Here is a 25,879-nt window from a genome sequence, read left to right as displayed (position 1 = left end):
TTTTATCAAGGATGATAGTTCGCTTTAATCTTGTTTAGTTGTTGTTTTTATGTGGGATTATTTTTATGTGGCGTTTGGTGTTAGCTACCAGCTTTATTACATACGTATGCAGAGATATTGAACCCTATTTCGCAAATCACGTATGCTGCCAACATTCTAACAACAAAAGCCACTAATCTTTAGTGGCAACATTGTTTTAACTAACGGTAGGGTTTGTTAGTTTTAAATATTGAGTGTTAAGGGGCAAGAATGGATCAACTTACATGGTGGCGAGGAGCTGTCATCTATCAAATCTATCCACGCAGTATGTTGGACACAAATGGTGATGGAGTTGGAGATCTACAAGGGATTATTAAGAAGCTGGATTACATTGCTAGCTTGAATGTTGATGCAATCTGGGTGTCGCCTTTTTTTACTTCGCCAATGAATGACTTTGGTTATGATATTAGTGATTATCGAGACATTGACCCAATGTTCGGTAATATGGCTGATTTTGATGAATTGATCGCCAAGGCACACTCACTGGACATTAAAGTTGTTATAGACCAGGTACTGAGTCATACGTCCGATCAACATCAATGGTTTATCGAGAGTAGGCAAGATAGAACGAATAAAAAACAAGATTGGTACGTTTGGGCTGAGCCGAAAGAAGATGGTACAGCGCCTAATAACTGGCTGGCCATTTTTGGTGGCTGCGCTTGGGAATGGGAGCCTAGACGGCAGCAATATTACTTGCATAACTTTTTAACTAGCCAACCCGATCTTAATTTTCACAATCCGCAAGTGCGCACTGCCGTGCTTGCCAATGTGAAATTCTGGTTAGATAAGGGCGTTGATGGCTTTAGGCTCGATGCTATTACGTTCTGCTTTCATGATGATCTTCTCCGTGATAACCCGGCAAAGCCCAAAGACAAGCGTCAGGGTCGCGGGTTTAGTGAAGATAATCCATATGCTTATCAGTATCACTACTTCAACAATACGCGGCCTGAAACAGTTAGCTTTATAGAAGAGTTACGGGCACTGATTAATCATTATCCCGGTGCAGTAACCCTAGGGGAAGTATCTTCAGAAGATTCGTTAGCCACAATGGCTGAATACACCCAAGGTAATGACAGATTGCATATGGCTTATAGTTTTGAACTATTAACCAATGACTACAGCGCAAGTTACATTCGGGAAACCGTTGAAGCGCTAGAAGGCCGGATAGGTGATGGATGGCCATGTTGGGCTATTGGTAACCATGATGTACAGCGGGTGGCTTCACGGTGGGGTCAAGGACGAGCATCTACCGATATGATAAAGATGCTCAATGCCTTGCTATGTTCCCTTAGAGGTAGTGTTTGCAGTTATCAAGGCGAAGAGCTTGGGTTAACTGAAGCTAAAATTGATTTTGAACAACTGCAAGACCCATTCGGTATTGCATTTTGGCCAATGTTCAAAGGTCGAGATGGCTGTCGCACCCCGATGCCTTGGTCTAATCAAATGCTTAACGCTGGCTTTAGTGATGGCTTGCCTTGGTTACCTGTTGCAAAAGAGCATTATTCGTTGGCTGTAGAAAGCCAAGAGCTGAATAAGGACTCCATTTTAAACAGGTATAGAGCTTTCCTTGCTTGGCGAAAACAACATCCTGTACTCATTGATGGTGACATTCGCTTTATAGATACCCCTGAACCAACGCTGTGTTTTATTCGAAGCGATGACAACATCTGCTATTTAGTCTGTTTCAATTTGGGCGAAGTGGAGCAGTCGGTACTGCTACCTAGTGTTGAAGTGGAACTTGAGTTTATCGACCATGGTTTGGTAACGGGTAACATCAACAACGGAGTATTGACATTGCCACCCTACGGCAGCTTTTACGCCAAGCTTGGCAAAAAAAATTAGCCTTTAAACGACTTCACCTTATGAAGATTGACCTGATAAGAGAGAAAATAATATGGCTTCATCTTTTAGTTCTAGTACTGCGGCAGTAACATCTGGCGATAACGGCAGTTATCGCTTTGCATTGGTTTCACTCACTTCACTGTTTTTCATGTGGGGCTTTATAACCTGCTTAAATGATATTTTGATCCCGCACCTAAAAGCGGTTTTTTCGCTTAGCTATACTGAAGCAATGCTAATCCAGTTTTGCTTCTTTGGTGCCTATTTTTTAGTGTCAGTGCCAGCAGGTAAGTTAGTTAAGACCATGGGCTATCAGCGTGGGATTATCACTGGGCTAGTTATTGCAAGTATAGGATGTGCCTTGTTTTATCCTGCAGCAGCCTTAGCAGTTTACCCACTATTTTTAGGCGCACTATTTGTGCTTGCATCGGGGATCACTATTTTACAGGTTGCAGCTAACCCTTATGTAAATGCATTAGGTAGTGTCGAAACGGCTTCCAGTCGTTTAAACCTGACTCAAGCGTTTAATGCACTTGGTACTACAGTCGCCCCATATTTTGGTGCAATATTAATATTATCTGTAGCGGTAGAAGCGCAATCAGGGCTTTCACAAATGCAAGCGGAAGCAGAAGTGGTCAAATTGCCTTATCTGCTACTGTCAGCAATGTTAGCAACTTTAGCGATTATATTCTCAAAGCTAAAACTGCCAGTCATAAAAGCTCATACAGAAGCTGTTGAAGGAATAGCAGACAAAAACGGTAAAACTAGCGCTGGTCAGTACAAGCATTTAGTACTCGGCGCGGTGGGGATATTTGTTTATGTAGGTGCTGAAGTATCAATAGGTAGTTTCCTAGTCAACTTTTTAGGTGAAAAGCATATTGTCGGTATGCAGGAAGCTGACGCTGCAAAATATATTGCTTACTACTGGGGGGGAGCGATGGTTGGTCGCTTTATTGGTTCGGCGGTGATGCAAAAAATCCCCGCTGGAACAGTGTTGGCCTTTAATGCATTTATGGCGGCAAGCCTTGTTGTTATCGCGATGAATACCACTGGTGAAGTTGCAATGTGGTCAATACTTGCGGTTGGACTGTTCAACTCAATTATGTTCCCGACTATCTTTAGTCTAGCGCTACGTGACTTAGGCCCGCATACTTCTCAAGGTAGTGGCTTTCTATGCTTAGCGATTGTCGGTGGTGCGATTGTACCTTTGCTACAAGGTGTTATGGCCGACAGTATGGGGATCCAACCAGCGTTTATCCTCCCGGTTATCTGCTATGGCTTTATTCTATACTACGGAGCTAAAGGTTCTAAACTATAGGATTTTAGATTAGCGATTTAGCGCTTGTTGGTGCTAATAAAAAGCGACTTGTATGAAGTCGCTTTTTTATTGCGACTTTTCGCGAGTAAGCTTGCGTATTTAGCTCTTTGCTCCTATGATCGCTGCGATTTCTCTCTATGGTAACTTTTTAATGTTGAATTCGTCTTTATCCCCTAGCTCTACAGAACTTGTGATTAGTATTCTTGACCTTGTATTAAAAGAGGGAAAGCCACTGGATCGCGCTTATTCGCAGCACTTTTCGGGGCTGCAACTAGAACCTTCTGAGCAAGGGCGGATCACACTCGTCACTGGTGCTATCTTAAGACGTTTAAACCTTTACTGCTTTTTGTCTGACGTAAAGCCAGAAGAGATGGCGAGAATGGGATCGCGTTTGTTAAACGTATGGCATCTATTTCACCAGTTACCGCTGCCGAAAATGAAATATGCTCTGCAAGTCGATGAGCAAGAACTGGCAACACGTATTGAAACCGCAAAGCAGAAACCCGTATTGTGGGATGGTTGTCCTGATTGGCTAGATGAGATGGGACAGGCGCAAATGGGTGATCGCTGGCCAGCAGAGCGAGCAGCGCTTAACAAACCAGCTAAACGCTTTTTACGTGTTAACACTCTTAAGTGTACTCGCGATGAATTAGCGAAAAAATTGCGTAATGAGCGGGTGCAAACTGTAGAAGTTGAAGGAGTAGAGACTGCTTTAGAAGTGGTATCAGATTCAGCACTGTTTAGAACCGAATGTTTTAAGAAAGGTTGGTTTGAACAGCAAGATGCTGGCTCCCAACTTATTGCTAAAGCCCTTGATGCAAAACCGGGTATGCGAGTTGTTGATGCTTGTGCTGGAGCAGGCGGTAAAACACTGTCTATCTCTGCGCAAATGGAGGGCAAAGGTCGTTTGCTCGCGATGGACGTAGAACAATGGAAACTAGATAACCTTAAGCAGCGAGCTCGACGAGCGGCTGCTCATAATGTAGAGACACGCATTATTGCCAGTAGCAAAACGATTAAGCGTCTTAAATTGTCTGCTGACCGAGTGCTGCTTGATGTGCCATGTTCAGGGCTTGGGGTACTAAAACGCAACCCTGATGCTAAATGGCGTGATACTCCTGAGCGATTACCCGTTCTGGTTGAGCTGCAAAAGCACATTTTGCAAAGTTATAGCAGAATGGTCAAAGTCGGCGGAATTTTGATTTATGCTACTTGCTCTATTATGCCTGAGGAGAATCGCCATCAAGTCGATGCATTTCTAGCTGAGAATAAGCATTTTCGATTTATAGAAGATGAGAACATTAGTCCAGCTGAAACGGGGTTTGATGGTTTTTACTACGCTAAACTAGAGCGTATCGCTGAAGCATAAGCTTGCGATTGGCCAACATTTAAAAAAAAAGAGCGCTTGATGCGCTCTTTTTGTTATCTAAAATCTAATGCTATAGGCTGTTCCACCTTGCAAAATATACCAGATTGAATAGTCGTTCCCTTTGGGCAAATGTTATTCACCCTGTAAGGTGATCAAAATATTGCGCGACCCGCCATAATCCCTATGCTCGCCTAAATATATACCTTGCCAGGTTCCAAGGTTAAAGCGCCCATTGGTTATCGGCAGCGTTAAACTGACTCCAAGTAGACTTGATTTGAGATGTGCCGGCATATCATCATCTCCCTCATAAGTATGGGTGTAGTAAGCGGCTCGTTCTGGTACCAAACGATTAATAAAGGACTCAAAATCAACCCGTACACTAGGGTCTGCGTTCTCGTTTAATGACAGAGAGGCTGAGGTATGCTGCAGCAAAATGTGAGCTGTACCAATATGAATTTGAGCCATTTCCTTTAAACTGAGTTCTATTTCCTCGGTGATTAGGTGAAACCCTCTATGTCTAGCTTTTAAAGAGATAGATTTTTGTATCCACATCGCTATTGATGTCCGCCAGTTATGTCTATTAACAAAGATTATAGCCCTATAGAGCATACTTCTAAACGCTAATTACTCTCTCTATTGAGAGCTGTTGTTTAATTTGGCGTTTCTAATATTTACAGTTAAAACTGTCGCAAATGAAAGGATTAATAAAAATAGTGGCTGGGAATGGTAAAACGTACCGTCGACTAGTCCATGTATCGACAGGCTTACAATGACTATCAAGGCTGTGCGGCTATCAAGCATGAATTGATTAGCCTGCTGTAATACTTGCTTTATTGCTATTGATACTGCCTTAACATAAAAGTATATGAAGATGCTCGTACCCAATGTGCCATAGCTAACTAATAATTGTAGGAATACATTATGCGGCTGGAGTCCAAATATATGCAGTGGATGAAAACGATATCCTTCAGCACCAAAACCGAACCAGGGATTTTCTGCAATTGCTTCAATAGCTTGAGTCCAAATGGCAATACGATTTGAAGTGAGTTTATTGATGCTAAAAGGTGTTTCCTGCGAATCTGTTAACATTGAACGCAAAAAACTATATGGGCCATTCCAATAAAAAACAGAACAGATATATGCAAGGTAAAATGAAGTTATCACTAGAGCTAGCAATAAGCATAACCGCTGAAGTTGTAACTGTCCTAAAAGCGTTAAGTAAGCGAGGTATAATAGTACTGTAGTAGTAAAAGCGACTAATGACCCACGCCCTCCAAGCCAAACTAACATGCCTAGATTCGTGATAAAAAGAAGACAAACGAAAAGGTACTTCCTAAGAGTCATATCTGTTCGAAGGACGTCTATGACAAGCATTGATGAAGATGCGGTAACTAAATATCCCAAGTACCGTGCATTGGAAAAAAAAGGTACTCCTTGGTTAGCATGGCCTTCATAAAGGCGAGACGGATACTCTGTTGTTTGCATAAAAATAAAAAGCAAACATAAAAATGAGATCGTATAAGACAGTATTTGACTGTAATCAGTTAATTTTATTCTCAAAGAAGTACATACGCCAATTAAGCAGAATAGAAAAACTATGTGTAACAAAGAAAAGATAATGCTAAATGACACTACTGTTAGCTTAACTTGTTCAGGTGCTAGATAATTATTAGTAATAGTAGATATCGATATCGAAATTATAAGTATAATTAGTAGATATTTGTCTAGTGTTGATAGTGATTTTCTTTGTTTAAAATCTATTGTTTTTATAACCTTATTGAATAAATATAGTGAAATAAACACTAGTTCTATTTTAGCCACAGAAAACTCCACTAAGAAGTGCGCGCTACCGCCACGAGCGTTACAGCAAACAGCATTACTTTTAGTGTGGTTGTAAATACCTCACTTAAGTTTACTTTTACTAAGTTATTCTGTTGTGGTTTATCCATAGCCGCCTAATATTTTTCAATGCAATGCTTAAGGTTTTACTTCATAGTCGCTTTTATAGGAGATATGAAGGAACAATATTTATTGTAGATAACTTGGTATAATCTAATTTTTCAAATGCTGCGTAAAAATTTTGCTAATTGGCATTATTAACTGTTCGATTGAGCCCCTTGCCATTTTCATGGCTGGCAGTCTTTAAGCCCGCACAGCGATTTGATTTATCAAAACCAAAATCGTCTTTGTAAAACTGACATAGTCTAATCAGTAGTTTGTTGACTCTTAAATCATTTTCTTCTTCTATTATGACCCTAGCATCTTTGTTAGCAAAATCGAGTAACACTAAACTGTCTGACTCTGGCAGCAATGCAAGTTGATGTTTTCCTTGATATACCGAACGTTGTTTTCGGGAGAGCAATGTTATGTAGTCTTCTGGTTTCATGATAGCCTTTCCCGACGGTAGCACTACATAACTAGAGCCAACTTCTGACACAACTTTCTTTTCATCGATAAAACTCGCATTTATAGCCTTTAAGGGCAATGAAGATTCAACAAATAGGTATCTGTCAGAGTGCTTACTCTTTGTTTTTACAGGTAGAGGAATTCCATCTAGTGGCTCTGCAAGATTAAGATTTAGCTCTTTATTAATTGAGGGTAATATGTCTATAAGTGAAAAAAGTCCTTCAATTATATTTGCATTCCCAATAACTCTGCCATCTTCAAATTTCATTTTTGCAAGCAGTACCTTTGATTGAGTTTGATCTAATACATTGGTTCCATGCCCCCACGATTGTAATGCGGGGATACCTTCTGATTGCTCAGTATCAATGCTTGCGTTTAATTTAAAGCCCTCGCCATGGTCTGAAATGAAATAAACAATAGCGTTATTCAAATATTTTAAACGTGCTAACTCTGAAAAAAAGTGTGCAAGTTGGCTGTCTACTTTTCTGAGCATAGCTTTATACATATAATGGCTATAATTCCCTCTCCACTCATTGGCTTGGTTTTCTATAAAGTTAACCGAAGTATAGGGCCAGTGTAACTGACAGAAATGAACTGCTAATAGATTTGGGGTGTCTGTGCTCAAGGTCTTTATAACTTCTTTATTAAAAAGATTGGGCTGATAAGCCTTCCCATAAGCACGATTATTATGTAGATAAGGAAAAGCGTATCCGGAATAGGGGTGGTTTAATAGTATGTTAATGTAAGGCAAATCTGCGAAACTTGATATAAATGCGTCGGCGGCACCAATTTTAGGGCCTGCAGTGCTTTTGAATCCGTAAGATTCATCAATTTGGTTAAAGCGTCTCTCATCCATAGCATATGAAGAGTGGTAACCATTACTATGAAGGGCATTAAGTAGTGGTAATCGCTTATTGATGAGCTCTGGTGGGGCTAAGTTGAACCTTGCTCCATTAGTTTTTGGATATTGACCCGTAAGAATACTCATCCATGCAACATAAGTTCTGCCCTGAGGGCTATAACTGCTGTTATAAATTTCAGATTTCGACAGCAGTGAATTTATAAAGGGGGCGTAACGTATTGGTGCCCCCTCGTAGGCAAGGTGATCAGGTCTGAGGCCGTCAACGCCTACAATTATTATATTGGGCTTGTCTACTGTAATCTGAGGTTTTAGAGCCGTTATAAATGGATACGTTATAAATAGAGATAAAATTAAGACTAATTTTGAAATTGAGAATGTATGCTTTATTCGAGTTAAGCCAATTGAGAATAATATGAACAAAATAATACCAAGTACTATTAGGAATGCTGGTTCAGAGTATACATAGCCTCTGAAATAAGCGCTGATAGATGTCGGGTATAAGTATGAGTTTAACCCTACTACAAATGTTATGTGACATAAAACGAGCAATAACCATAGGAGTTCATTCTGTAACTCAAAACTACCTTTAGCTCGTATTGAATAGAACGTAACTGTTATCAATAAGGACCAAAATATATGAATGACCATTACAACGGTAAAAAAATAAACAATATCTTTTATCAATCCAATACTTTTAAAATGCTCAATATCTATAAGCGTCATGGCATTAGCAACTGAGAAAGCCGAGTAGGGAAGAACGCTGCTTCGATAATTGATGAGAGCTATGGTAAATAGGGACAAAATTGCTACTGTACGGATCGCAATTCTGAGGAATGAGTGGTTAGAGACTTCGCTCATTATTGGACCTCCTCATTTTCAGCACTTTTAGCACTTTTTGTGATTTGATAATTTGAGCTAAAATCATGGAGAGTATGTTGTCGATTTGCGGGCCAATCGCCAAGAATTAAGTATCGCTCAGCGAGAGTTGAACCTGAAGGGTTATCTGTCTTAACTGCTTTTACTTCTTTGAAGGTGTTTAATACTGCTGAAACGTGTATACCTACAACACTAATGATGAGTAACATTAGCACCGTTGTTTTTATAAACCTTGCGGATGTAAATTTATATTTATAGTTATCTATATTATCTAAGTTCATAATTTTCATGATAATTATGTATGGTATTACCTTTAAGTATAGATGGTGTTCTAAAAGTAACTGAATAAATATTGATTAAATATCAGAAAATGACATATTTTCTATGAAATGCCTGCCCAATGTTAAAAATGTGCCAGAAAATATGCGATGAATTTTGTGTTTTTTACAGATATATACTAGAAATATTGAATAGTAGAATCGAATCATACGTAAGTTAGACTCGATTATTTCGTTGCAAAGGTTCAAGGATGAAGCTGTTTGTGGTTAGAGGAAAGATTCTAACCAGTCGCCTTGAGGTGCTAGATTTGAAGCTATTCTTCTGTATATTGGTTTTAGGTATATCTTACTCTCCTGTTTGTATTTCCTCTGGAGTTTCTGGCGTTGAGTTAGCGAATAATCGGGTATACAACTTGGCTGAAGATCTTGGCCTGAACCGTGTTACAAGCGATGCAGAGGAGTCATCGCTTAAAATAAAAGTGATTGAGAGCATATTTAGCATAGAGACAGGCACAGAGTCACTTAGAAAATTGTATTTGTTTGATAATAAAAGGTTCGACGAGTTACTAACATTTGCCGAGTCAAATAAGCAAATAAAAGCCTTAAGAGATAAAATTAGGCAGTACGAACAACTTTCTAACTACCAGTGGCCACAGTTAGAAGCTAGCGTATTCAGTTTAGGTCAGAGAGCGACTGATATAGCCAAGCTTAGATGGGTGCTTGTTAAACTCGATGACTTAGAATTTAAAGATATTTCAGCTTATCGAGAGGCAATTTTTGATCCTAGCATTACTCGTTCACTAAAACGCTTCCAAAAAAGGCATGGATTAATACAAAGTGGTGAGTTGAATAAAGAAACGATAACGTTATTAAACACGGAACCTGCTTTTATCGTGTCGAAGTTGCAGTTATCACTTAAAGATAAGCTTTCTAAGGTTAATTACCAAAATAGCTCGTATATCGAAGTTAACATCCCCGAGTTTAAGTTACGTATTAAAGGTGATGAGTCATCAACACTTGAGTTCCCTGTGATCGTTGGAAGTATAAAAAATAAAACGCCATTACTGCATACATACGTTAGTAAAATAACCATTAATCCCACCTGGACGCCTCCAAGGTCGATTGTTTACAACGAACTCCTTGCTGAATTAAAAAAAAGTCCTAAATCACTAGAGAATCAAAAGTTTGTATTGGTTAAAAAGGGTAACACCAATGAAGTTAAAAGTTTAAAAGGGATGGACGCAAGTCGATTGAAACAAGAACTTAAAGTTTACCAACTTGTTCAATCGCCAGGTTTTAGAAATGCTCTTGGTAAATATCGCTTTACTATTCCAAATTCTGAACTCATTTTCATGCATGATACACCAGATAAGCAAGCATTCAAAAAACGAAATAGAGCGATAAGTCATGGTTGTATACGCTTGTCTCAACCTGAATTGTTAGCTAAATATTTAATTGATAGAGAGAATTCGATAGAAAGCATTAGGTTTTTATCGGCAAGGAAGGGCGTTAATACGGTGGATATTAAATTGAGAAATCCGATTCCTATAATCATAACTAACCACAATGTTTGGGTTGATAAGGATAATGTACTGCAGGTCAGGCCTAGTGTTTATAATAGAGAGGTTACAGAATAATGGAAAACTACTGTAATGATAATGTTGTTTTAAACCAACTGATACGAAAAGAGAAAAATGCTCGGATGAGATTAAAGTTACTTGCAGTACTGCACTTTCAAGATGGAAAATCTAGATATCAAATCGCATCTTACTTAAAAGTAAGCCGCACAAGTGTGAACCGTTGGATAAGTAACTATCTCTCTAATGGACTAAATGGGCTAAAAGAGAAAAAGCATACAGGGCGTCCTTCTGCACTTACTGTTGAACAAAAGCATGAGCTGGCAAAATTTATAGAGTCTACCAATAAAAATACAAGTGGAGAGAAGTTAAAGGGGCCAGAAATTCAAAGGTTTATAATTAGCAGGTTTGGGATTGAGTATGAAATCTCAAACATATACAAAATATTAGAGCGTATGGGCTATAACTAACAAAAAGTAGGTTGATTATATTAAACTCCCCTTCTTCTGTAATTGGATATAAATTGTTCTAATTGTTTGTTTGGCCGCAACACATCTCATTCTCATATTTACCTTAAGTTATAGATTTTTCAAATAAATTGCATAGTAATAACTTTCTATATATTTCCAGTTATTTAATACTAGAATAATATAGTGGTCTAATTTTTTAAGTGGTTTTACGGCTTACATACATTCGTTTACAAAGTTATTGGTTGTAGGTAAGGGTTGATGATGCATTTAGCACGACGTTGAGGGTGTTTGTCCGTATTTTCACTCCTTTTTCAAGTACTATCGTCATAAATAACCATCATTGGTGTGATTAGTTTTTTAGCCTTTCCTGGTTTTGTAAAAAAGCAGTTTTGAATATTAGTACACTTAATTAATCCACAAAGTGGTTCTTCTAAAGTTTTGCTACCTTTATATGTAAGCATTGTTGTAAGGCGTAACGGTGTTGAGTATATAAAGTGCTCAAAAAATACCTTTAGAATGGTGCCATTACCACTTTAATTTTTATCTGGAGTACAACATGAATATTAAATCATTACTAACTGAGTTTATTGAAGATGAAAGCGGCCTAACTGCGGTGGAGTATGCTATTGCTGGAGGTTTAGTCGTTGGAGGTATGATTGGCGCTTTTAACCTATTAGGTGACAATGCAACAAGTAAGATTAATTGCCTGGCATCAGCAGTTAATGGCGCGAGTACCGATTGTACGAGTTAATCTTGTTCTTATAAAGAACAGTATTTAATGCCCACGCTGTCAGTGGGCTTTAATTTCTAAAATATAAAAGGTATGTGATGACGGAACTCCAACTTTCTATTCAGGTCGTTATTGCCGGAGTGTTCTTTGTTCTCGCAATTAGTTCTGATTTATCTAAAGAGAGAATACCGAACTGGCTCTGTTTGCTTGCTATATTTTTAGGGTTTGCAGTTAATAGTTACTTTGCTCAGCTAAGCGGATTGCTTGTTTCGTTTGTTGGCTTTTCTTTAGCGTTTATTCTTCTTTTTCCCACTTTTATCTTAAGAATTTTAGGTGCTGGCGACATAAAGCTCATGATGGGTATAGGCGCTATCATGGGGCCAACTTTACTCGCATGGAGTATTTTATATGCGGTTATAGCTGGAGCACTAACCAGCATTCTTTTAATTGCTTGGAAAACTGGTTTATCAGGTATTAAGAAAACTGCAAAACGCTACTGGGATTGCTTCTATTTAAGAACCTATTTTAAACCAGAGCAAGGGGAGGCTGCTGGCGAGAAAGTTCCCTATGCCCCCGCACTCGCGTTGGGTTGGTTATGGGCGTGTTCATTAAACCCGCAGATAAGTCAATTGTATAATTCAATTAGCCAAAGTTACTTTTAGAGGTCATTTATGCAACAAGATCCTGGCTTAAAACAACTTTCAACAGCCCAATCTGTTACATCGCTTTCAGTGAGTTCGGATCAATATGCTCCAAGGCCTACTTCAATTGACCACACCGGATTATCAGAATCTCTTCTCATAGACTTGTTAATGAAGCACCTTTTAAATGGCGGAGTACTTACAAAAGAGCAAATGGTGAAGCGATTGGGAGTGACCGGCGGTATTATTCAGGATTTGTTAGATTCAGCTAAAACCCTCGCTTGGGTCGAAAATAGGCAGACTACCACTGATGGTCAAATGCGTTATGCGCTTAGTCTTGGTGGTGAGATCCACGCAAAACAAGCGTTATCACGCAATGGTTACCTTGGGCTTGCTCCAGTACCTTTAGGGCAATATAGCCTAGTCTGTAAGAAACAGTCTAGCCGAGCCAACCCAATTACATTTGAAATGCTCCAAAAGGGGTTATCCGCATTGGTGCTACCAAAAGACCTATTGTTTAAAATTGGTCCTGCGATGAATTCAAGTCGTCCTGTCTTAATTTATGGCCCTCCTGGAACGGGTAAAAGTTACTTGTGTCGTCATTTAAATCTAACAATCGGTGATGATGTTCTCATTCCCTATGCACTAGCTATCGGTAATGAAGTCATCCAAGTTTACGACCCTGAATTACACCACCGTGTCGATAGTGAAGCTTTTCCTGCAAGTTTAGATTTAGGTAAGGGGCATGATCCTCGCTGGATCAGGTGTAAGCGGCCTCTACGGATCACAGGTGGTGAGCTGACTGCCGAAATGTTAGAAGTTCAATTTGATAGTCATAGTCGAACCTATATGGCGCCTTTGCAGCTTAAAGCTAATAATGGAATATTGCTGTTAGATGATTTAGGCCGACAAAAAATCAGCGCTAAACAACTATTTAACCGCTGGATCATTCCAATGGAAGAGCGCAGAGACTTTTTGAGTTTACAGTCTGGTGAACATTTTGAGATCCCTTTCGAACTAATTCTTCTTTTTTCGACTAACCTTGATCCCAAGGAGTTGGTTGATGAAGCCTTTTTAAGGCGCTTAGGCTATAAAATTCATTTTGATGCATTAGACGAACAGCTGTATCGCAAAATATGGTTTCAAGTCTGTGCAGATTTAAACCTAAGTTGTACAGAGGAAGTTTTTCTACACTTGTTGATCGACTATCACAAGAGATATGAAAAGCCCCTAATACCTTGTTATCCGAGAGATTTGTTAGGGATTATGTCTGACCAAATAAGTTTTATGGAGTTTGAATCTGTAGTGACTCCTTCGCTAATTGACTCTGCATGGTCTATCTATTTTGTTTAAAGACAATAACCTACATATTGCTGGAGCTCTAAATGAATAATAAAACTCTTTTATTTGTCGTTTTATCATTAGTGTTTGGTGTTACTGCGGTTTACCTCGCTCAGAATTGGCTTAAGTCTAACACCAAGGATGAGGTTATAAGCACAACCGGGACAGTCATTACCATGGCGACAGAAGTTCCTTTGGGGGCAATTTTACAACGTAAGCATCTTTCTCTTACGACTCTGCCTGAATCGCTGATCCCTAAAGGTGCTGTTTTAGACTTGGCTGAAGCGGAAGGAAAAGTTGTGAAACAAAAACTTTATGCCGGGGAGGTGTTACGTGCCGAGCGACTTACCGCAAAAGGAGAGGGCAGTACTTTAGCGAGCTTAATTACCCCGACAATGCGTGCCGTGACTATTCGGGTGAATGACGTGGTTGGCGTCGCGGGCTTTTTATTACCAGGTAACCGGGTTGATATCATCAATATATTTAAAAGTAGCGGCCTAAAGACAGATATTGTGCTCTCAAATGTAAAAATATTGGCAATCGATCAGCGCGCTTCCAACGATGAAAATAAACCTGTTTTAGTTAGGGCTGTGACTCTAGAGCTGAGTCTAGATCAGGCTGAAATTCTAATGATTGCCAAAAGTAGAGGTTCTTTGCAATTAGCATTGCGTAACCCTAATGATAAGGCGGTTATTGAGCTTGCAGAATTAGAAGAGGATGAGGATTCAAAGAACAGGGAAGTCGCCCCACAGTTAGTCCAAACGGTAGTTAAATCAGAAGGTAATGGCTCTGACAAGGTCTTTATGCTTAAAGGAATGAAAGAGCTAGAGATTAAGGTTGATAATTAGACAGCACTTAATAAGTGCAAATGCATAGTGTTTCACAGGAGAACAACATGCCATTCTTTAGGAAATATTCATTTATATGTTTGTTGGCACTACTTTTTGCTTCGTTAGCCCATGCTGGAGGGCCAACAGCAAAAGTTAGAAGTGATATCCAAAAAATACCAATATTTAAGTCTAGGGTACTTATGCTCGAAGGGCCTGTGCACAGAGTATCAGTTGGTAACCCAAGTATTGCTGATATAAAACTTTTACCAAATGATGAGCTCTATATTCTAGGTAAACAGCTTGGCAGTACAAATATCATGATTTGGGATAAGGATGAACAATTGTCCAAGATTATGGACATTGAAGTTACGCATGATCTTAATGGCTTAAAAACTCGGTTACATGAATTTCTACCGACTGAAAAGCTAGGAGTTCAAACTTCTCAAGGTCAATTGCTGTTGAGTGGCCAAGCTTCTAACCTTCAGAAAATGAATACAGCTGTAGAACTTGCACAAGGGTATGCAGAAGCTGCTGCAGGTGGAACTGCGCCGAGCCGAGTCCTCAATATGATGACCATTGGCGGCGACCATCAAGTGATGCTAGAGGTTGTGGTAGCCGAGGTTCAGCGTAATGTTGCGCGCCAATTTGATTCAAAGTTTTTTATTTTTAATCAAGGCGATCATTTAGCTGGCGGTGTGATTGGTGGTGGAGGAGGTGGTTTTGCTCCTGGAGGAATAGGCGGAGTCGATGGTAAAGGACTTTTCGCACAATACGTGAACGGTGATCTGCTAATGAATTTTGCACTTGATGTCGCGAAACAAAATGGCCTAGCCAAAGTACTCGCAGAGCCTAATGTCACAGCAATGAGTGGACAATCGGCAGAGTTTCTGTCAGGCGGCGAATTTCCAATACCAGTTCCCGGTGAAAATGGTAACACTACCGTAGAATATCGTGACTACGGAGTCGGTGTTAAGTTTGTGCCGACAGTGCTCGATTCAGGTCAAATTAATTTGAATCTGAATGTTGTCGTTAGCGAAATTAGTACTGCTAACGGTTTTACGATTTCTGGAAATACATCTACCTCCTTAGTCGTTCCCTCATTAACCAAAAGAAGTACAGCGACGACAGTAGAGCTTGCTGATGGTCAAACCATTGCCATTAGTGGTCTCATTAGTGACACCCTGCGAGAGAATATTGACAAATTACCTGGGTTAGGCGATGTCCCAGTTTTGGGGCAACTATTTACAAGTAAAAGCTTTCAAAATGGACAAAGTGAGCTTGTTATTTTAGTTACCCCTCGCCTCGTCAGGCCCTTTAATCGAAATGACATCTCACTGCCTACCGATGGATTTGTATTGCCTTCTGATGTCGAATTTTATCTGTTAGGTAAGTTATCGCACAAAGAGAAGAGCGATACCAATAGCGATATGCCGTATGAACCCGCAGAGTCTGATGCGAAACTCGATGATACAGGCACTCAACAAAAGTATGGCCATTCACTCTAAATCAGGAGGAGATATTATGAAGTTAACAACTGTACTTCTTAACCGAGTAACAATTTTTATTACCAGCTTAACCATTCTATCGGGCTGCACTCAAATCAATGACTTCCCAATGGGAGAGAGCTATTACCAGATAAAACAGGTGCAAATATTAGATCCGGAAGCAGCAGAAAAAAATGACGGTATTATACTTAGTCTAGAAGGTAATTACGGTCGAAAGGTTATGCAGTCATATAGAAACAGCTCTGTAGAGCCTCAATCGTCCAAAAGCATGGGTTCGGTTACAGCGACTAGTTCAAGCAGCAATTGAACTAGTGGAGAGTAATGCGTTATTACAATTGTATAAAAAAATTAGTTTGCCTCGCAAAAACGTGGTTTCAATCAGGTGCTACCTAGCGGTGTTCATCATAGGAAAGAGTGGCTTTAGCGACACTAAATTTCCAATTTATAGTAAATACTCTCAATTTCTCTTAATTCTATAACGAGCTCTTCTAATTTACCGAGAGATAGCGTAGGTGTTTTTAAAGGCGGCTGTACAACATGCGGCTAATCTTTTTATCAAATAAAATCATAACTTAGCAAATTATGTCTATAGTAAATGTAAGCAAATTACAAAAAGGGGGGGGGGAGCAATGGACAAACCGCTGGAACTCTGTGTTTCAAATGTGAATGATGAGCAAAAGTTAGCTATGCCTATGTTATTACCTTTCCCTGTTAATGCCATTGTTGCCGTTAAAGATGTTTCTAATCTAGAGCTGTTTACAGCGCTGTTAAGCCAAATAGAACGCTTGTCGTGGAGAGCAAATTCCTATCTGGACATTTTTAACGAAGAATCGAAAAACGATATTAATCTGATACTTTTACATTTACCAAATGACGAGCGTGAAGCAAAAGAGGCACTTGGCTATGGTGCAAAATTTGATGCCCATATTATTTTGTTAGGCAAAGATACTCCACCAAATATTTTACGATTAGCCTTTCAGTACAATGTCAGCGACTTTATTGCTGTTGACGCGCCCATTGAAGAGTTACACGAAGCTATATTAAAAGTGTCTAACCGATTAATTGAAGAGGCTGAACTAGCACCAGTTTTAGCGGTAGTAAATGGAAAAGCAGGTTCTGGGGCGAGTTTTATTGCCGCTAGTATCGCTAGCGTAGCGGCTAAAAGAGAAAGTTATGATGTTTGCTTACTGGACACCGATCTTCATCATGGTTCACTCGGACATATTTTAGGAATGGAAGCTAATTACTCTATATGTGATGTACTTTGGTCATTAGAGGAGTTAGATGAAGTTGCGCTCAAAAGTACAATGGCCACTAGTGAAAACTTAAATTTATTGGCATCTAAACCGTTCGAGTTGTTGTCTATAAATAATGATCTTGACCTATCGATAACGATTGATCTAGTCAGGAAGTGTCGCCAGTTTTATAAGCAAGTCATATTAGATTTTTCACGAGGTCCAGAGCTTTGGAATGATGAACTTTTACTCGACGCAAAAATATTAATCGTTACCCAGCAAAATATCATGCACTTACGCCAGACTAAAGATTTGATAAGGCAATTGACTAACCATATGGGCATCGCCCGGAATCGAATTAGCTTGGTTGTGAATAGGTATGATAAAAAGTCAGATATTAAGCTGTCCGATATTAAACAAACTGTTGGTATTGATTCAGTATTTACTATTGTTAATGACTACAGACTATCTAGTGAATGCGTAGAGTTAGGAAAATCAATTACTGAAATAGCTAAGAAACAGAAAATGTTGCTGGATATTCAATATCTTGTAGCTGATTTAATGCCGCTTGATCTAGTAAAAAATACCAAGAGAGCGGGTTTTTGGGGGCGTTTATTAGGAAAGTGATATGGATATTAATCAGCATCATGGCCAAGAGCCTTCTGAATTTCAACCGTTAAGCCAAGAAGAGCAAGATATTAAGATTCAACTCTATGATAAATTACTCAGTGTCATGGATTTATCACTGATAGAAACAGTTTCAAAGGAGCAAGCTGAAATTCAAATCAGTCAGATATGTGAAAAACTGTTGTCTGAAATGCGTTTGCCTATCAATCTTTCATCACGTAAGCGATTGATAAAACTTATTATTGATGAAGTACTGGGTCTAGGACCTCTTGAAATCTTACTGGCTGATCCATCTATATCCGATATTCTGGTTAATTCCTATGATCGTGTCTACGTTGAGCGTAAAGGTAAGCTACAGTCAGTAAACATAAAGTTCCACAGCAACGCACACTTGCTTAATATCATCGACAGGATTGTATCAAGTGTCGGTAGACGTATTGATGAATCCTCTCCGATGGTTGATGCCCGCCTTGCTGATGGTTCACGTGTGAACGCTATCATTCCACCACTCGCTTTAGATGGTCCCTCGTTATCTATCCGCCGTTTTGCCGTTGATAAGTTGAATGCAAAGCAACTTATTGACATAGGTTCAGTTACCGAAGAAATGATTGAGTTGTTGCAAGGTAGCGTCAAAGGCAAGCTCAATATTTTGGTTTCTGGTGGTACTGGTAGCGGTAAAACGACCTTGCTGAATATGCTGTCTGGCTATATTCCACCCGATGAACGTATCGTGACTATTGAAGATTCTGCTGAGTTGCAGTTACAGCAACCTCATACAGTTAGGTTGGAAACACGTCCTCAAAATATAGAAGGAAAGGGAGAGGTTTCGCAACGGGATCTGGTGAAAAACTGTCTGCGTATGCGCCCCGATAGAATCGTTATTGGTGAGGTTCGGGGTGGTGAAGCGTTAGATATGTTAACTGCAATGAATACTGGTCACGAAGGCTCGTTAACAACGCTTCATGCAAACAGCCCAAGGGACGCACTCGGAAGATTGGAATATATGGTGTGTATGGCCGGTTTTGACATGCCGGTAAGTAACATTCGTACTCAAGTTGCTTCGGCGATTGATCTAGTTGTGCAGTTAGAGCGTCAAGAAGATGGTCGGCGTCGAGTCACCAGCATTCAAGAGATCAATGGCATGGAGGGGGAGATCATCACCATGTCTGAAATATTCAGGTTTAGCCGCTCAGGTATGAAGGAAGGCGGTGAAATTGTTGGTGAATTTGAAGCGACAGGTGTGATTCCAAGTTTTCACAGCAAGCTCAAGCAACATGGAATTGATCTGCCTTACAACCTATTCAATTGTGGCGATCCATTTGCGGAATTTTAGAGGCTAACTTATGTTTTCAAATGAAGTTATTTTTCTGGGGCTAATATTTATTGCAGTTATATTTTTGTCTCAAGCGCTGTTTTTGCCTGTTTATAGCCCTCAGCGCGTCAATACAGCTTTAGTTCGGAAACGTTTAAAAAGTTTGTCTGAAGACTCTGAGAATACAACGTATGAAACCTCTTTATTACGTAAGAGTCGGTTGGCGAAACTGGGTACCATTGGGCGTTATTTGGAAAGTTTCCAATTTATAGAGGATTTGAGTTACCGCTTAGAGCTCGCTGACTATAAATTGTTAGGTCATCAATATTTATTTTTGGCTTTAATTACAGCGACTATTCTTGCCGTTGGCGCTTGGTTATATTTAGCCGAGATAATAGCTGGGATGTTCGTATTTGGTCTTGTTTTGTTTCTATTTAACTTCAAGCTGGTCCGCGATACCAATAAACGAATGGACAAAATTGAGGAGAGTTTCCCCGACGCTTTAGACGTTTTAAGGCGCGCATTGCAGGCGGGTTATTCATTTTCGGATGCCGTAAAACTGGTAACCGAAGAGATGGAAGGCCCTTTGGCTAAAGAGTTCAGCTTAATGTTCGCTAACATTAACTACAGTAAAGATACCAAACGAGCACTGCTCAGCTTTATTGAACGCGTGCCAAGTGTTTCCGCGATGGCATTTGCCAGTGCAGTTATGGTTCAAAAGGAAACTGGCGGTAATCTTGCTGAAAATATTCAAAATCTTTCTAGAGTCATCAGACTGAGGTTTACCTTTAGGCGAAGAGTAAGAACTTTGTCTGCAGAAGGACGGCTCTCTGCTTGGATTCTTATCTTGTTACCTTTTGTGTTATTCGCTGTTATCTATATTCAAACACCTGGGTACGTAGGAGAGCTTACGGGCACTGAGGAGGGGCACAAATTATTGATGTGGGGGGCCATTGGTATGTTTGTTGGTGGCTTATGGATTAGTAAAATTATAAGGATTGATATGTAATATGGAATTCTTAAAAGGTTTACTTGGACAGTTTTTTGACAACCCAACACATGTAGAATGGGCTATCTATGCAGTAGCTGGAATTGCGGGCGTAACTTTAGCCATAGCAATATCGTATCTGATCAGTGGCTTTTACTCCCCTTTAAGGAAGCGCCTAAAAACGCTAAATACTGGTGATAGTGGTGCCCCAAGTGGTGATGCGGTCTCCGAAACTCTTGAGCATGGGATGGTTGAAATGGCAAAGAAACCATTTCTAAATTTTTCCAACCATGAAACAAGAAGATTGCTTATCCACGCAGGTTTCCATTCAGAGAATTCGCTAGCTATCTTTAATGCTATACGTCTGCTTTTGTTACTTCTAGGCGCCGTTATCTCAGTGCTTATTTTGAATTTTTTTCCTAAAATCGCTGGCATTTGGATTATTTATATATTTTGTATGTTTATTGGCGGTGCCTTTATTTTACCGTCTATGGTTCTTCAATCTCTTGCAAAGCGGCGAATGCGACTTTTAAGGGTTGGCTTCCCTGATGCATTAGATCTTTTAGTTGTTTGTTGTGAAGCGGGGTTGGGATTAATGGCTGCATTGCAACGTGTGGCGAAGGAGTTAGCGTTTAGCCACCCAAGCCTAGCCAGTGAGTTAGAACTGGTATGCAGCAAAGTACGCGCAGGACTTACCATTAAAGTGGCTTTACAGGAATTTACGGAAAGAACCGGGTTGGAAGACATTAAAGGCCTTAATTCTGCAATTTCACAAAGTATGCGATTGGGAACCGGAATCGCGGAGACCCTGAGAGTATTCTCCGATGAGTACCGAGATAAACGATTACAGGCTGCTGAAGAGCAAGCCGCTAAGCTAGCGGTTAAAATGATATTCCCGATGATGTGTTGTATTTGGCCTTCCTTTTTTATTGTTGCGGTGGGGCCAGCTGTACTTAAAGTGATGAAGGTTTGGGGACAAGCTTTTTAATTGAATCTCGTTTGAGTAGTGTAAAAGGAAAATATGATGACTGTTTTGGGGACTGTTAAACGCGCATTACGCTTTTTTTTAATCCTTTTCCTAATAGGCTCACTTCATGGTTGTTCCTCGACCACACCAGAGGAACCACAGGAAATAAAAGCGCCTGATAGACAAGATTTACTTGATGCTGGTGCTTTATCGTCTATTACTTCAGATTTTGAAGCGCCAAAGACAGAAGCCGATGCATTGATGAAAGCGAGCAAGGAGGAACAATCTGGCAATCTCGAAAAAGCATTATATGCGTATATTCAAGCATTAGATTTTAACGCAAAAAATGCGGAGACTTTTTATCATATAGGCCGGATCCATACTATGCGTGGTAATCCTGAGATTGCCTTTAGAGCATATAACGAAGCATTAGCTTTAGATCCAAACCTCATCATGGTGCATGCAGATCTCGGAGTGGTCAGCATGGATAAACGTCAATATAGAGAGGCAAGAATACACCTAACTAAAGCTATTGAGCTTGACCAAAAAAGGTTAGCATCAGTTTCAGTTAGTCGTATGATTGGCAATCTGCATGTTCCTGACCGTGACTCGCCAGCTAGAGTATATAACGCAATTGCAATTCTTGATGATGTACAAAACGACCATGAAAGCGCGCGTAAATATTTTCGCTTATTGCTAGAGCTGCAACCTCATTCAGCAATATTGATCTCTAACCTAGGTTATTCTTATTATTTGACTGGGGAGTTAACGAGTGCAGAAAGGTATTTAAGGCAAGCGATTAGAGAAGATCAGAACCTAGATCGTGCTTGGACAAACCTTGGCTTAGTTTATGTTCGAAAAGGTTTATATAAAAGAGCACTCGCGACATTTGAACAGGCAATGGAACCAGCTGATGCGCTTAATGACCTTGGATACTTTCTTATGTTAGAAGGTAAGTATCAACAAGCAATAGAATTGTTTGAAAGAGCGATTGATACCTCGCCAAGTTACTTTGAGCAAGCGCAGAAGAACTTAAAAAGAGCCAAAGCTGAGCTATCAGACGAATTTAGGCATGCCACAAACTAAGGCTAAATAGACAAGCGTAGTTATATCGATTGGTATTAGACTCTCAAACAAAAAACACCATTAACTCTAATGGTGTTTTTCTTCATGAATACCAATTTTAACTTTGCTCCAGTTCCAATTGCATCAACAACATCTCTTCTCCGTCGAGTACTGTGGTATTGGTGCTTTGGCAGTGGTCGCAAACAATACTCCGTTGTTGGTGGATTGTTTGCTCATTACAGCAATGACACTGCAAAATTAGCGGTTGGATCAGCATGTTAAGCTGCGCGTTATGACAGATCCCTTCAAGCTTAAAGGCTTCGAATGCTGTTTCTAATAACGCTGGCTCTACACCGCTTAAAATGCCAAGCTTGATGTCAACTCGGGTAATTTTATTTGCACTGTTTTGTTCTGCTAGCTTTTCACATTGTTCGATAAGCGCAGTGACGATGGAATATTCATGCACTAGCAGATCCTCGGCAGTAACTCACCTTGCGGAACATCTAAAAATCGACTACTTCCCCACGGAGTATTAAGGATAACTTTTCCTGGCTTAAAATCATTAACCTTACCGATGATAGCTGCTTGTTCGCAGTGGCAAAACGTTTGCATGATCTGTAGAGTTTTCTCAGCACAATCTTGGGGCACAGCAAGAATAAAAGTGCCCTCATTGGCTAAATCGAATGGCTCAAATCCATAAAGCTCACACAAACCTGCGACTTCTTGGCTAACGGGTATTTCAGATTCATTAGCAGTAATGCCAACTTGTGAGGCCGATGCCCATTCGTTTAGTACAGCAGATAGACCACCACGAGTGGCATCACGCATAGCATGTATTTCAACATTACTCGCGATGAGTTGTTCAACAATAGGCCATAGCGTCGCGCAGTCGCTGGTGAGCTCAGATTCCACCGCGAGACCTTCCCGAGCCATTAAAATTGCCGCGCCATGTCGGCCTATATCACGGGAAACAATGATGACATCATCATGCTTTAGGTTTTTAACTGAGATGCCGTTATTGATAATACGCCCGACCCCCGAGGTATTGATGAATACGCCATCAGCACAGCCTCTTGGCACAACTTTGGTGTCTCCACATACAATTCGAGCACCCGACTTTTTAAGCTCAGCAGCCATACTTAAGACAATAGTCTTAAGAGAGTCGATTGGAAAACCTTCCTCAATGATAAAGCTACTGCTTAAAAATTGCGGCTCTGCGCCCATCATCGCGAGATCGTTTACCGTTCCTGCAATGGCAAGCTTTCCTATATCTCCCCCTGCAAAAAAGAGTGGCGCTACAGTAAAAGAGTCTGTAGTAAAGGCGGTATCTCCGTTAAAGTGCAAACGTGCCGAATCCTCTTCATTCCTTAATATAGGATTGTCGAAGGCTTTAAAGAAAATGTCTTTGATCAGGCGGTTCATCTCTTTGCCGCCTCCGCCATGGCTAAGCTGAACGGTTTTACTCACATTAGTGCTCATACAGTCACTCCATTATATCTATAATACGCATTACAGGCACCTTCAGAGCTGACCATGCAACTCCCTAATGGGGTTTCTGGACTGCATCCGCGTCCAAACACTTTGCAGTCTTTAGGTTTAGATAGTCCCCGTAGAATATCTCCGCATTGGCACGCTTTGTGATCATCTATCTCTTGTTGTGGGAGTTTATCTTTATAAACGACTTCCGCATCTCTATGCTGGTATTCTTCGCGCAGCATTAATGCCGAGTCAGGTATTGGACCTAAGCCTCGCCAGCGAAAATTTGGTCGAACCATCATGTATTTGTTAACGAGCCCTTGAGCTGCTAAATTCCCTTGCTCTGATACAGCGCGGCTATATTGGTTCTCTAATTGTGATTGTGATCTCGATTTTTGCTTAGTGATCATCAAGATAGATTCCATAACATCCACTGGCTCAAAACCTGACACCACGACAGGCGTGTCATAGCTTTCTACGGCAGCCCGGTACACTTTGGCGCCACTGATCACGCTGACATGCGCAGGACCTATGAATGCGTTAACTTTGGCGGCAGGATCGGCCATTACCGCATCAATAGCTGGTGGCACTAGGACATGGTTAATATGGAAAAGTAGGTTATTTATCTGCTGCTTTTCAGCTTGCTCAAGCAATACCGCTGTCATTGGGGTAGACGTTTCAAATCCAATGGCGAAGAATATGACTGTTTTATCTGGGTTGTCTAACGCTATTTTTAAACTATCGAGTGGGTCATAAATAGGTCTTATATCACAACCATCTGCTCTAAATTGCGCCAGACTGCCTTTGGAGCCAGGAACGCGGATCATGTCCCCAAGGGTGATCAAAATAGTATCGGGCATACTAGCTAATGCGGCCGCATGATCAATACGTTCTTTTGGCATAATACAAACTGGGCAACCAGGCCCGTGAATAAACTCAATATTATCTGGCAGTAGCTGATTTATTCCATACTTCATGATGGTGTGAGTATGGCCACCACAAACCTCCATAATATTAATTTTATCACTACATTTAGCAGCTTCGAGTTTAATCTCTTTCGCTAATGATTTGATGACTTCTGGATCCCTAAAACCCTTGTAAAGAGCATCGAGAGTTAGCATCAGCTCTGCTCCTCTTGTTCAATCTTTGCGACGATCTCCCTATATAAACTCAGACTTTCTTGGGCATCTTCCTTATCGATCTTATTCATTACAAAGCCAATATGGATCAATACATAATCACCTAGCTTTAGAGGCTCTGTCATCAAGTGACTCGAGACTTTACGTTTAACACCCATAGTATCGACTGTGACCGATTCTTCATCTTGGTGGATCTCAAAAACTTGAGAGGGGATTGACAGACACATTAGGCTTTGCCTCCAAGATGATTGGCTAACCAGTTAGCCACCTTTTCTAAAGACTGGCTGTCCTTAATTGATACTTCGATTAGATCCACATTTGGGTTTAGTTTTTTTAGTTGGGCTTTGGATTCTTCGATACTGAAATCAAAATGAGGCATCAAATCCGCTTTGGTGATTAACACCACATCGGCACGGCGAAACATCACTGGGTACTTCTCGATTTTATCATCACCTTCGGGTACTGATAGCAACACCACATTTTTATGGGTACCCACATCATAGCTTGCTGGGCAAACCAAATTACCTACGTTTTCGACAAAGCAGATATCAATCGCGTTTAAGTCAATGTGGTGCAGGGCACTGTGGACCATAAAGGCATCGAGGTGACAGGCTGCCCCAGTTTGGATCTGAAATGCATCTATGCCTTTAGCTTTTAATCTATCAGCATCTCTTGAGGTCTCCAAATCGCCTTCTATCACTGCATAATTAAGGTCGGTATGTAGGTGAAGATGCTCTAACAGGGTCGTCTTTCCGCTGCCAGGACTGCTCATGAGATTAAAAGCTGTCACTGATTGTGCTTCGAAGTGTTTTCGATTGTGTTGTGCTTCAATATCATTTTTATCCAAGATCTTATGGATAACTGATAGGGTTTTTTTATCATTTAATTGCGGATTGGTTGCTATGTTTTCATCCACTTGAGCATGAGAATGGCTTGGGCTTAAAGAATGGTCATGACGGGTAATAGAACAGCCACAATCTTGGCACATA

General features: G+C 40.3%; 25 protein-coding genes. 16 read left to right on the top strand and 9 right to left on the bottom strand.

What is annotated here, in order from left to right:
* Positions 1–249: 249 nt before the first annotated feature.
* The 3 genes from SWP_RS12035 (at position 250) to SWP_RS12025 (ending at position 4,565) form a co-directional block, all read left to right on the top strand.
* Positions 250–1,881 carry an alpha-glucosidase gene (locus tag SWP_RS12035; RefSeq protein WP_020912760.1) on the top strand — a complete coding sequence of 544 codons (1,632 nt, stop codon included), beginning with the start codon at positions 250–252 and terminating at the stop codon, positions 1,879–1,881.
* Positions 1,882–1,933: 52 nt separating this feature from the next.
* A complete protein-coding gene (locus SWP_RS12030; protein ID WP_020912759.1) occupies positions 1,934–3,196 on the top strand; it encodes a sugar MFS transporter in 1,263 nt (420 codons plus the stop codon).
* Positions 3,197–3,347: 151 nt separating this feature from the next.
* A complete protein-coding gene (locus tag SWP_RS12025; protein WP_044555885.1) occupies positions 3,348–4,565 on the top strand; it encodes an RsmB/NOP family class I SAM-dependent RNA methyltransferase in 1,218 nt (405 codons plus the stop codon).
* Between the two features lie 132 nt (positions 4,566–4,697).
* Here SWP_RS12025 and SWP_RS12020 read toward each other — a convergent pair whose 3' ends face one another.
* The 4 genes from SWP_RS12020 to SWP_RS12005 all read right to left on the bottom strand — a co-directional run bounded on the left by SWP_RS12020 (position 4,698) and on the right by SWP_RS12005 (position 8,999).
* Entirely contained in the window at positions 4,698–5,117 is a 420-nt protein-coding gene (locus SWP_RS12020) for a secondary thiamine-phosphate synthase enzyme YjbQ (RefSeq protein WP_044556411.1), read from the bottom strand.
* An 81-nt stretch (positions 5,118–5,198) separates the two neighbouring features.
* Complete coding sequence (locus tag SWP_RS24180; protein ID WP_228371155.1) at positions 5,199–5,909, bottom strand: O-antigen ligase family protein; 711 nt, start codon at positions 5,907–5,909, stop codon at positions 5,199–5,201.
* A gap of 739 nt (positions 5,910–6,648) precedes the next feature.
* Positions 6,649–8,691 (bottom strand): sulfatase-like hydrolase/transferase, encoded by a 2,043-nt coding sequence (locus SWP_RS12010; protein WP_020912754.1) that lies wholly within the window; start codon positions 8,689–8,691, stop codon positions 6,649–6,651.
* Entirely contained in the window at positions 8,691–8,999 is a 309-nt protein-coding gene (locus SWP_RS12005; protein ID WP_044555883.1) for a hypothetical protein, read from the bottom strand. Before SWP_RS12005 ends, SWP_RS12010 begins: the two co-directional genes overlap by 1 nt.
* Before the next feature lie 239 nt (positions 9,000–9,238).
* Between SWP_RS12005 and SWP_RS12000 the strand changes: the two genes are divergently transcribed.
* The 13 genes from SWP_RS12000 to SWP_RS11940 all read left to right on the top strand — a co-directional run bounded on the left by SWP_RS12000 (position 9,239) and on the right by SWP_RS11940 (position 22,296).
* Positions 9,239–10,624 carry a L,D-transpeptidase family protein gene (locus SWP_RS12000; RefSeq protein WP_044555882.1) on the top strand — a complete coding sequence of 462 codons (1,386 nt, stop codon included), beginning with the start codon at positions 9,239–9,241 and terminating at the stop codon, positions 10,622–10,624.
* Positions 10,624–11,034 carry a helix-turn-helix domain-containing protein gene (locus SWP_RS11995; RefSeq protein WP_020912752.1) on the top strand — a complete coding sequence of 137 codons (411 nt, stop codon included), beginning with the start codon at positions 10,624–10,626 and terminating at the stop codon, positions 11,032–11,034. The genes SWP_RS12000 and SWP_RS11995 overlap by 1 nt, the downstream gene beginning before the upstream one ends.
* 556 nt (positions 11,035–11,590) lie before the next feature.
* Complete coding sequence (locus tag SWP_RS11990; protein ID WP_020912751.1) at positions 11,591–11,785, top strand: Flp family type IVb pilin; 195 nt, start codon at positions 11,591–11,593, stop codon at positions 11,783–11,785.
* A gap of 77 nt (positions 11,786–11,862) precedes the next feature.
* Positions 11,863–12,426, top strand: a complete 564-nt coding sequence (locus SWP_RS11985; RefSeq protein WP_020912750.1) for an A24 family peptidase — start codon at positions 11,863–11,865, stop codon at positions 12,424–12,426.
* A gap of 150 nt (positions 12,427–12,576) precedes the next feature.
* Entirely contained in the window at positions 12,577–13,758 is a 1,182-nt protein-coding gene (locus SWP_RS11980) for an AAA family ATPase (protein ID WP_228371059.1), read from the top strand.
* Positions 13,759–13,790: 32 nt separating this feature from the next.
* On the top strand, positions 13,791–14,594 hold the full coding sequence (gene cpaB, locus SWP_RS11975; protein WP_020912748.1) for a Flp pilus assembly protein CpaB: 804 nt from the start codon (positions 13,791–13,793) through the stop codon (positions 14,592–14,594).
* Positions 14,595–14,641: 47 nt separating this feature from the next.
* Entirely contained in the window at positions 14,642–16,081 is a 1,440-nt protein-coding gene (locus SWP_RS11970) for a type II and III secretion system protein family protein (RefSeq protein WP_020912747.1), read from the top strand.
* 16 nt (positions 16,082–16,097) lie between these two features.
* A complete protein-coding gene (locus SWP_RS11965; protein WP_044555881.1) occupies positions 16,098–16,388 on the top strand; it encodes a hypothetical protein in 291 nt (96 codons plus the stop codon).
* Positions 16,389–16,743: 355 nt separating this feature from the next.
* Positions 16,744–17,943 carry a CpaE/TadZ family protein gene (locus tag SWP_RS11960; RefSeq protein ID WP_228371058.1) on the top strand — a complete coding sequence of 400 codons (1,200 nt, stop codon included), beginning with the start codon at positions 16,744–16,746 and terminating at the stop codon, positions 17,941–17,943.
* Position 17,944: 1 nt separating this feature from the next.
* Positions 17,945–19,276 (top strand): TadA family conjugal transfer-associated ATPase, encoded by a 1,332-nt coding sequence (locus SWP_RS11955; RefSeq protein ID WP_020912745.1) that lies wholly within the window; start codon positions 17,945–17,947, stop codon positions 19,274–19,276.
* Positions 19,277–19,286: 10 nt separating this feature from the next.
* Positions 19,287–20,264: a type II secretion system F family protein gene (locus SWP_RS11950; RefSeq protein ID WP_020912744.1), complete on the top strand. Its 978-nt coding sequence runs from the start codon at positions 19,287–19,289 to the stop codon at positions 20,262–20,264.
* 1 nt (position 20,265) lies between these two features.
* Positions 20,266–21,231 (top strand): type II secretion system F family protein, encoded by a 966-nt coding sequence (locus tag SWP_RS11945; protein WP_020912742.1) that lies wholly within the window; start codon positions 20,266–20,268, stop codon positions 21,229–21,231.
* A 33-nt stretch (positions 21,232–21,264) separates the two neighbouring features.
* The gene (locus SWP_RS11940) at positions 21,265–22,296 is read left to right on the top strand and encodes a tetratricopeptide repeat protein (protein ID WP_187148496.1); all 1,032 of its coding nucleotides are present in this window, start codon (positions 21,265–21,267) and stop codon (positions 22,294–22,296) included.
* Between the two features lie 97 nt (positions 22,297–22,393).
* Here SWP_RS11940 and SWP_RS11935 read toward each other — a convergent pair whose 3' ends face one another.
* From SWP_RS11935 to hypB, 5 genes are read right to left on the bottom strand one after another with little or no spacing between them, the layout of a single operon-like run.
* A complete protein-coding gene (locus tag SWP_RS11935; protein ID WP_020912740.1) occupies positions 22,394–22,741 on the bottom strand; it encodes a hydrogenase maturation nickel metallochaperone HypA/HybF in 348 nt (115 codons plus the stop codon).
* The gene (gene hypE / locus SWP_RS11930; protein WP_020912739.1) at positions 22,741–23,754 is read right to left on the bottom strand and encodes a hydrogenase expression/formation protein HypE; all 1,014 of its coding nucleotides are present in this window, start codon (positions 23,752–23,754) and stop codon (positions 22,741–22,743) included. Before hypE ends, SWP_RS11935 begins: the two co-directional genes overlap by 1 nt.
* Complete coding sequence (gene hypD, locus SWP_RS11925) at positions 23,751–24,872, bottom strand: hydrogenase formation protein HypD (RefSeq protein ID WP_020912738.1); 1,122 nt, start codon at positions 24,870–24,872, stop codon at positions 23,751–23,753. Before hypD ends, hypE begins: the two co-directional genes overlap by 4 nt.
* The gene (locus tag SWP_RS11920) at positions 24,872–25,117 is read right to left on the bottom strand and encodes a HypC/HybG/HupF family hydrogenase formation chaperone (RefSeq protein WP_020912737.1); all 246 of its coding nucleotides are present in this window, start codon (positions 25,115–25,117) and stop codon (positions 24,872–24,874) included. Before SWP_RS11920 ends, hypD begins: the two co-directional genes overlap by 1 nt.
* A complete protein-coding gene (hypB, locus tag SWP_RS11915) occupies positions 25,117–25,878 on the bottom strand; it encodes a hydrogenase nickel incorporation protein HypB (protein WP_020912736.1) in 762 nt (253 codons plus the stop codon). The genes SWP_RS11920 and hypB overlap by 1 nt, the downstream gene beginning before the upstream one ends.
* Position 25,879 lies beyond the last annotated feature (1 nt).

The sequence above is a fragment of the Shewanella piezotolerans WP3 genome, assembly GCF_000014885.1.
In the GTDB taxonomy this organism is placed as follows: Bacteria; Pseudomonadota; Gammaproteobacteria; order Enterobacterales; family Shewanellaceae; genus Shewanella; species Shewanella piezotolerans.
This window is presented reverse-complemented; position numbering and strand designations above follow the sequence as displayed.

Bases quoted from the DNA above. Each gene is read 5' to 3' on its own strand.
- hypB (WP_020912736.1), bottom strand. From the start codon at position 25,878: ATGTGCCAAGATTGTGGCTGTTCTATTACCCGTCATGACCATTCTTTA.
- SWP_RS12035 (WP_020912760.1), top strand. From the start codon at position 250: ATGGATCAACTTACATGGTGGCGAGGAGCTGTCATCTATCAAATCTAT.
- SWP_RS11985 (WP_020912750.1), top strand. From the start codon at position 11,863: ATGACGGAACTCCAACTTTCTATTCAGGTCGTTATTGCCGGAGTGTTC.
- SWP_RS11940 (WP_187148496.1), top strand. From the start codon at position 21,265: ATGATGACTGTTTTGGGGACTGTTAAACGCGCATTACGCTTTTTTTTA.
- cpaB (WP_020912748.1), top strand. From the start codon at position 13,791: ATGAATAATAAAACTCTTTTATTTGTCGTTTTATCATTAGTGTTTGGT.
- SWP_RS12010 (WP_020912754.1), bottom strand. From the start codon at position 8,691: ATGAGCGAAGTCTCTAACCACTCATTCCTCAGAATTGCGATCCGTACA.
- SWP_RS12000 (WP_044555882.1), top strand. From the start codon at position 9,239: ATGAAGCTGTTTGTGGTTAGAGGAAAGATTCTAACCAGTCGCCTTGAG.
- SWP_RS12020 (WP_044556411.1), bottom strand. From the start codon at position 5,117: ATGTGGATACAAAAATCTATCTCTTTAAAAGCTAGACATAGAGGGTTT.
- SWP_RS11945 (WP_020912742.1), top strand. From the start codon at position 20,266: ATGGAATTCTTAAAAGGTTTACTTGGACAGTTTTTTGACAACCCAACA.
- SWP_RS11955 (WP_020912745.1), top strand. From the start codon at position 17,945: ATGGATATTAATCAGCATCATGGCCAAGAGCCTTCTGAATTTCAACCG.
- SWP_RS12005 (WP_044555883.1), bottom strand. From the start codon at position 8,999: ATGAAAATTATGAACTTAGATAATATAGATAACTATAAATATAAATTT.
- SWP_RS12025 (WP_044555885.1), top strand. From the start codon at position 3,348: ATGTTGAATTCGTCTTTATCCCCTAGCTCTACAGAACTTGTGATTAGT.
- SWP_RS11970 (WP_020912747.1), top strand. From the start codon at position 14,642: ATGCCATTCTTTAGGAAATATTCATTTATATGTTTGTTGGCACTACTT.
- SWP_RS12030 (WP_020912759.1), top strand. From the start codon at position 1,934: ATGGCTTCATCTTTTAGTTCTAGTACTGCGGCAGTAACATCTGGCGAT.
- SWP_RS11990 (WP_020912751.1), top strand. From the start codon at position 11,591: ATGAATATTAAATCATTACTAACTGAGTTTATTGAAGATGAAAGCGGC.
- SWP_RS24180 (WP_228371155.1), bottom strand. From the start codon at position 5,909: ATGACTCTTAGGAAGTACCTTTTCGTTTGTCTTCTTTTTATCACGAAT.
- SWP_RS11995 (WP_020912752.1), top strand. From the start codon at position 10,624: ATGGAAAACTACTGTAATGATAATGTTGTTTTAAACCAACTGATACGA.
- hypD (WP_020912738.1), bottom strand. From the start codon at position 24,872: ATGCTAACTCTCGATGCTCTTTACAAGGGTTTTAGGGATCCAGAAGTC.
- SWP_RS11920 (WP_020912737.1), bottom strand. From the start codon at position 25,117: ATGTGTCTGTCAATCCCCTCTCAAGTTTTTGAGATCCACCAAGATGAA.
- SWP_RS11965 (WP_044555881.1), top strand. From the start codon at position 16,098: ATGAAGTTAACAACTGTACTTCTTAACCGAGTAACAATTTTTATTACC.
- SWP_RS11950 (WP_020912744.1), top strand. From the start codon at position 19,287: ATGTTTTCAAATGAAGTTATTTTTCTGGGGCTAATATTTATTGCAGTT.
- hypE (WP_020912739.1), bottom strand. From the start codon at position 23,754: ATGAGCACTAATGTGAGTAAAACCGTTCAGCTTAGCCATGGCGGAGGC.
- SWP_RS11980 (WP_228371059.1), top strand. From the start codon at position 12,577: ATGAAGCACCTTTTAAATGGCGGAGTACTTACAAAAGAGCAAATGGTG.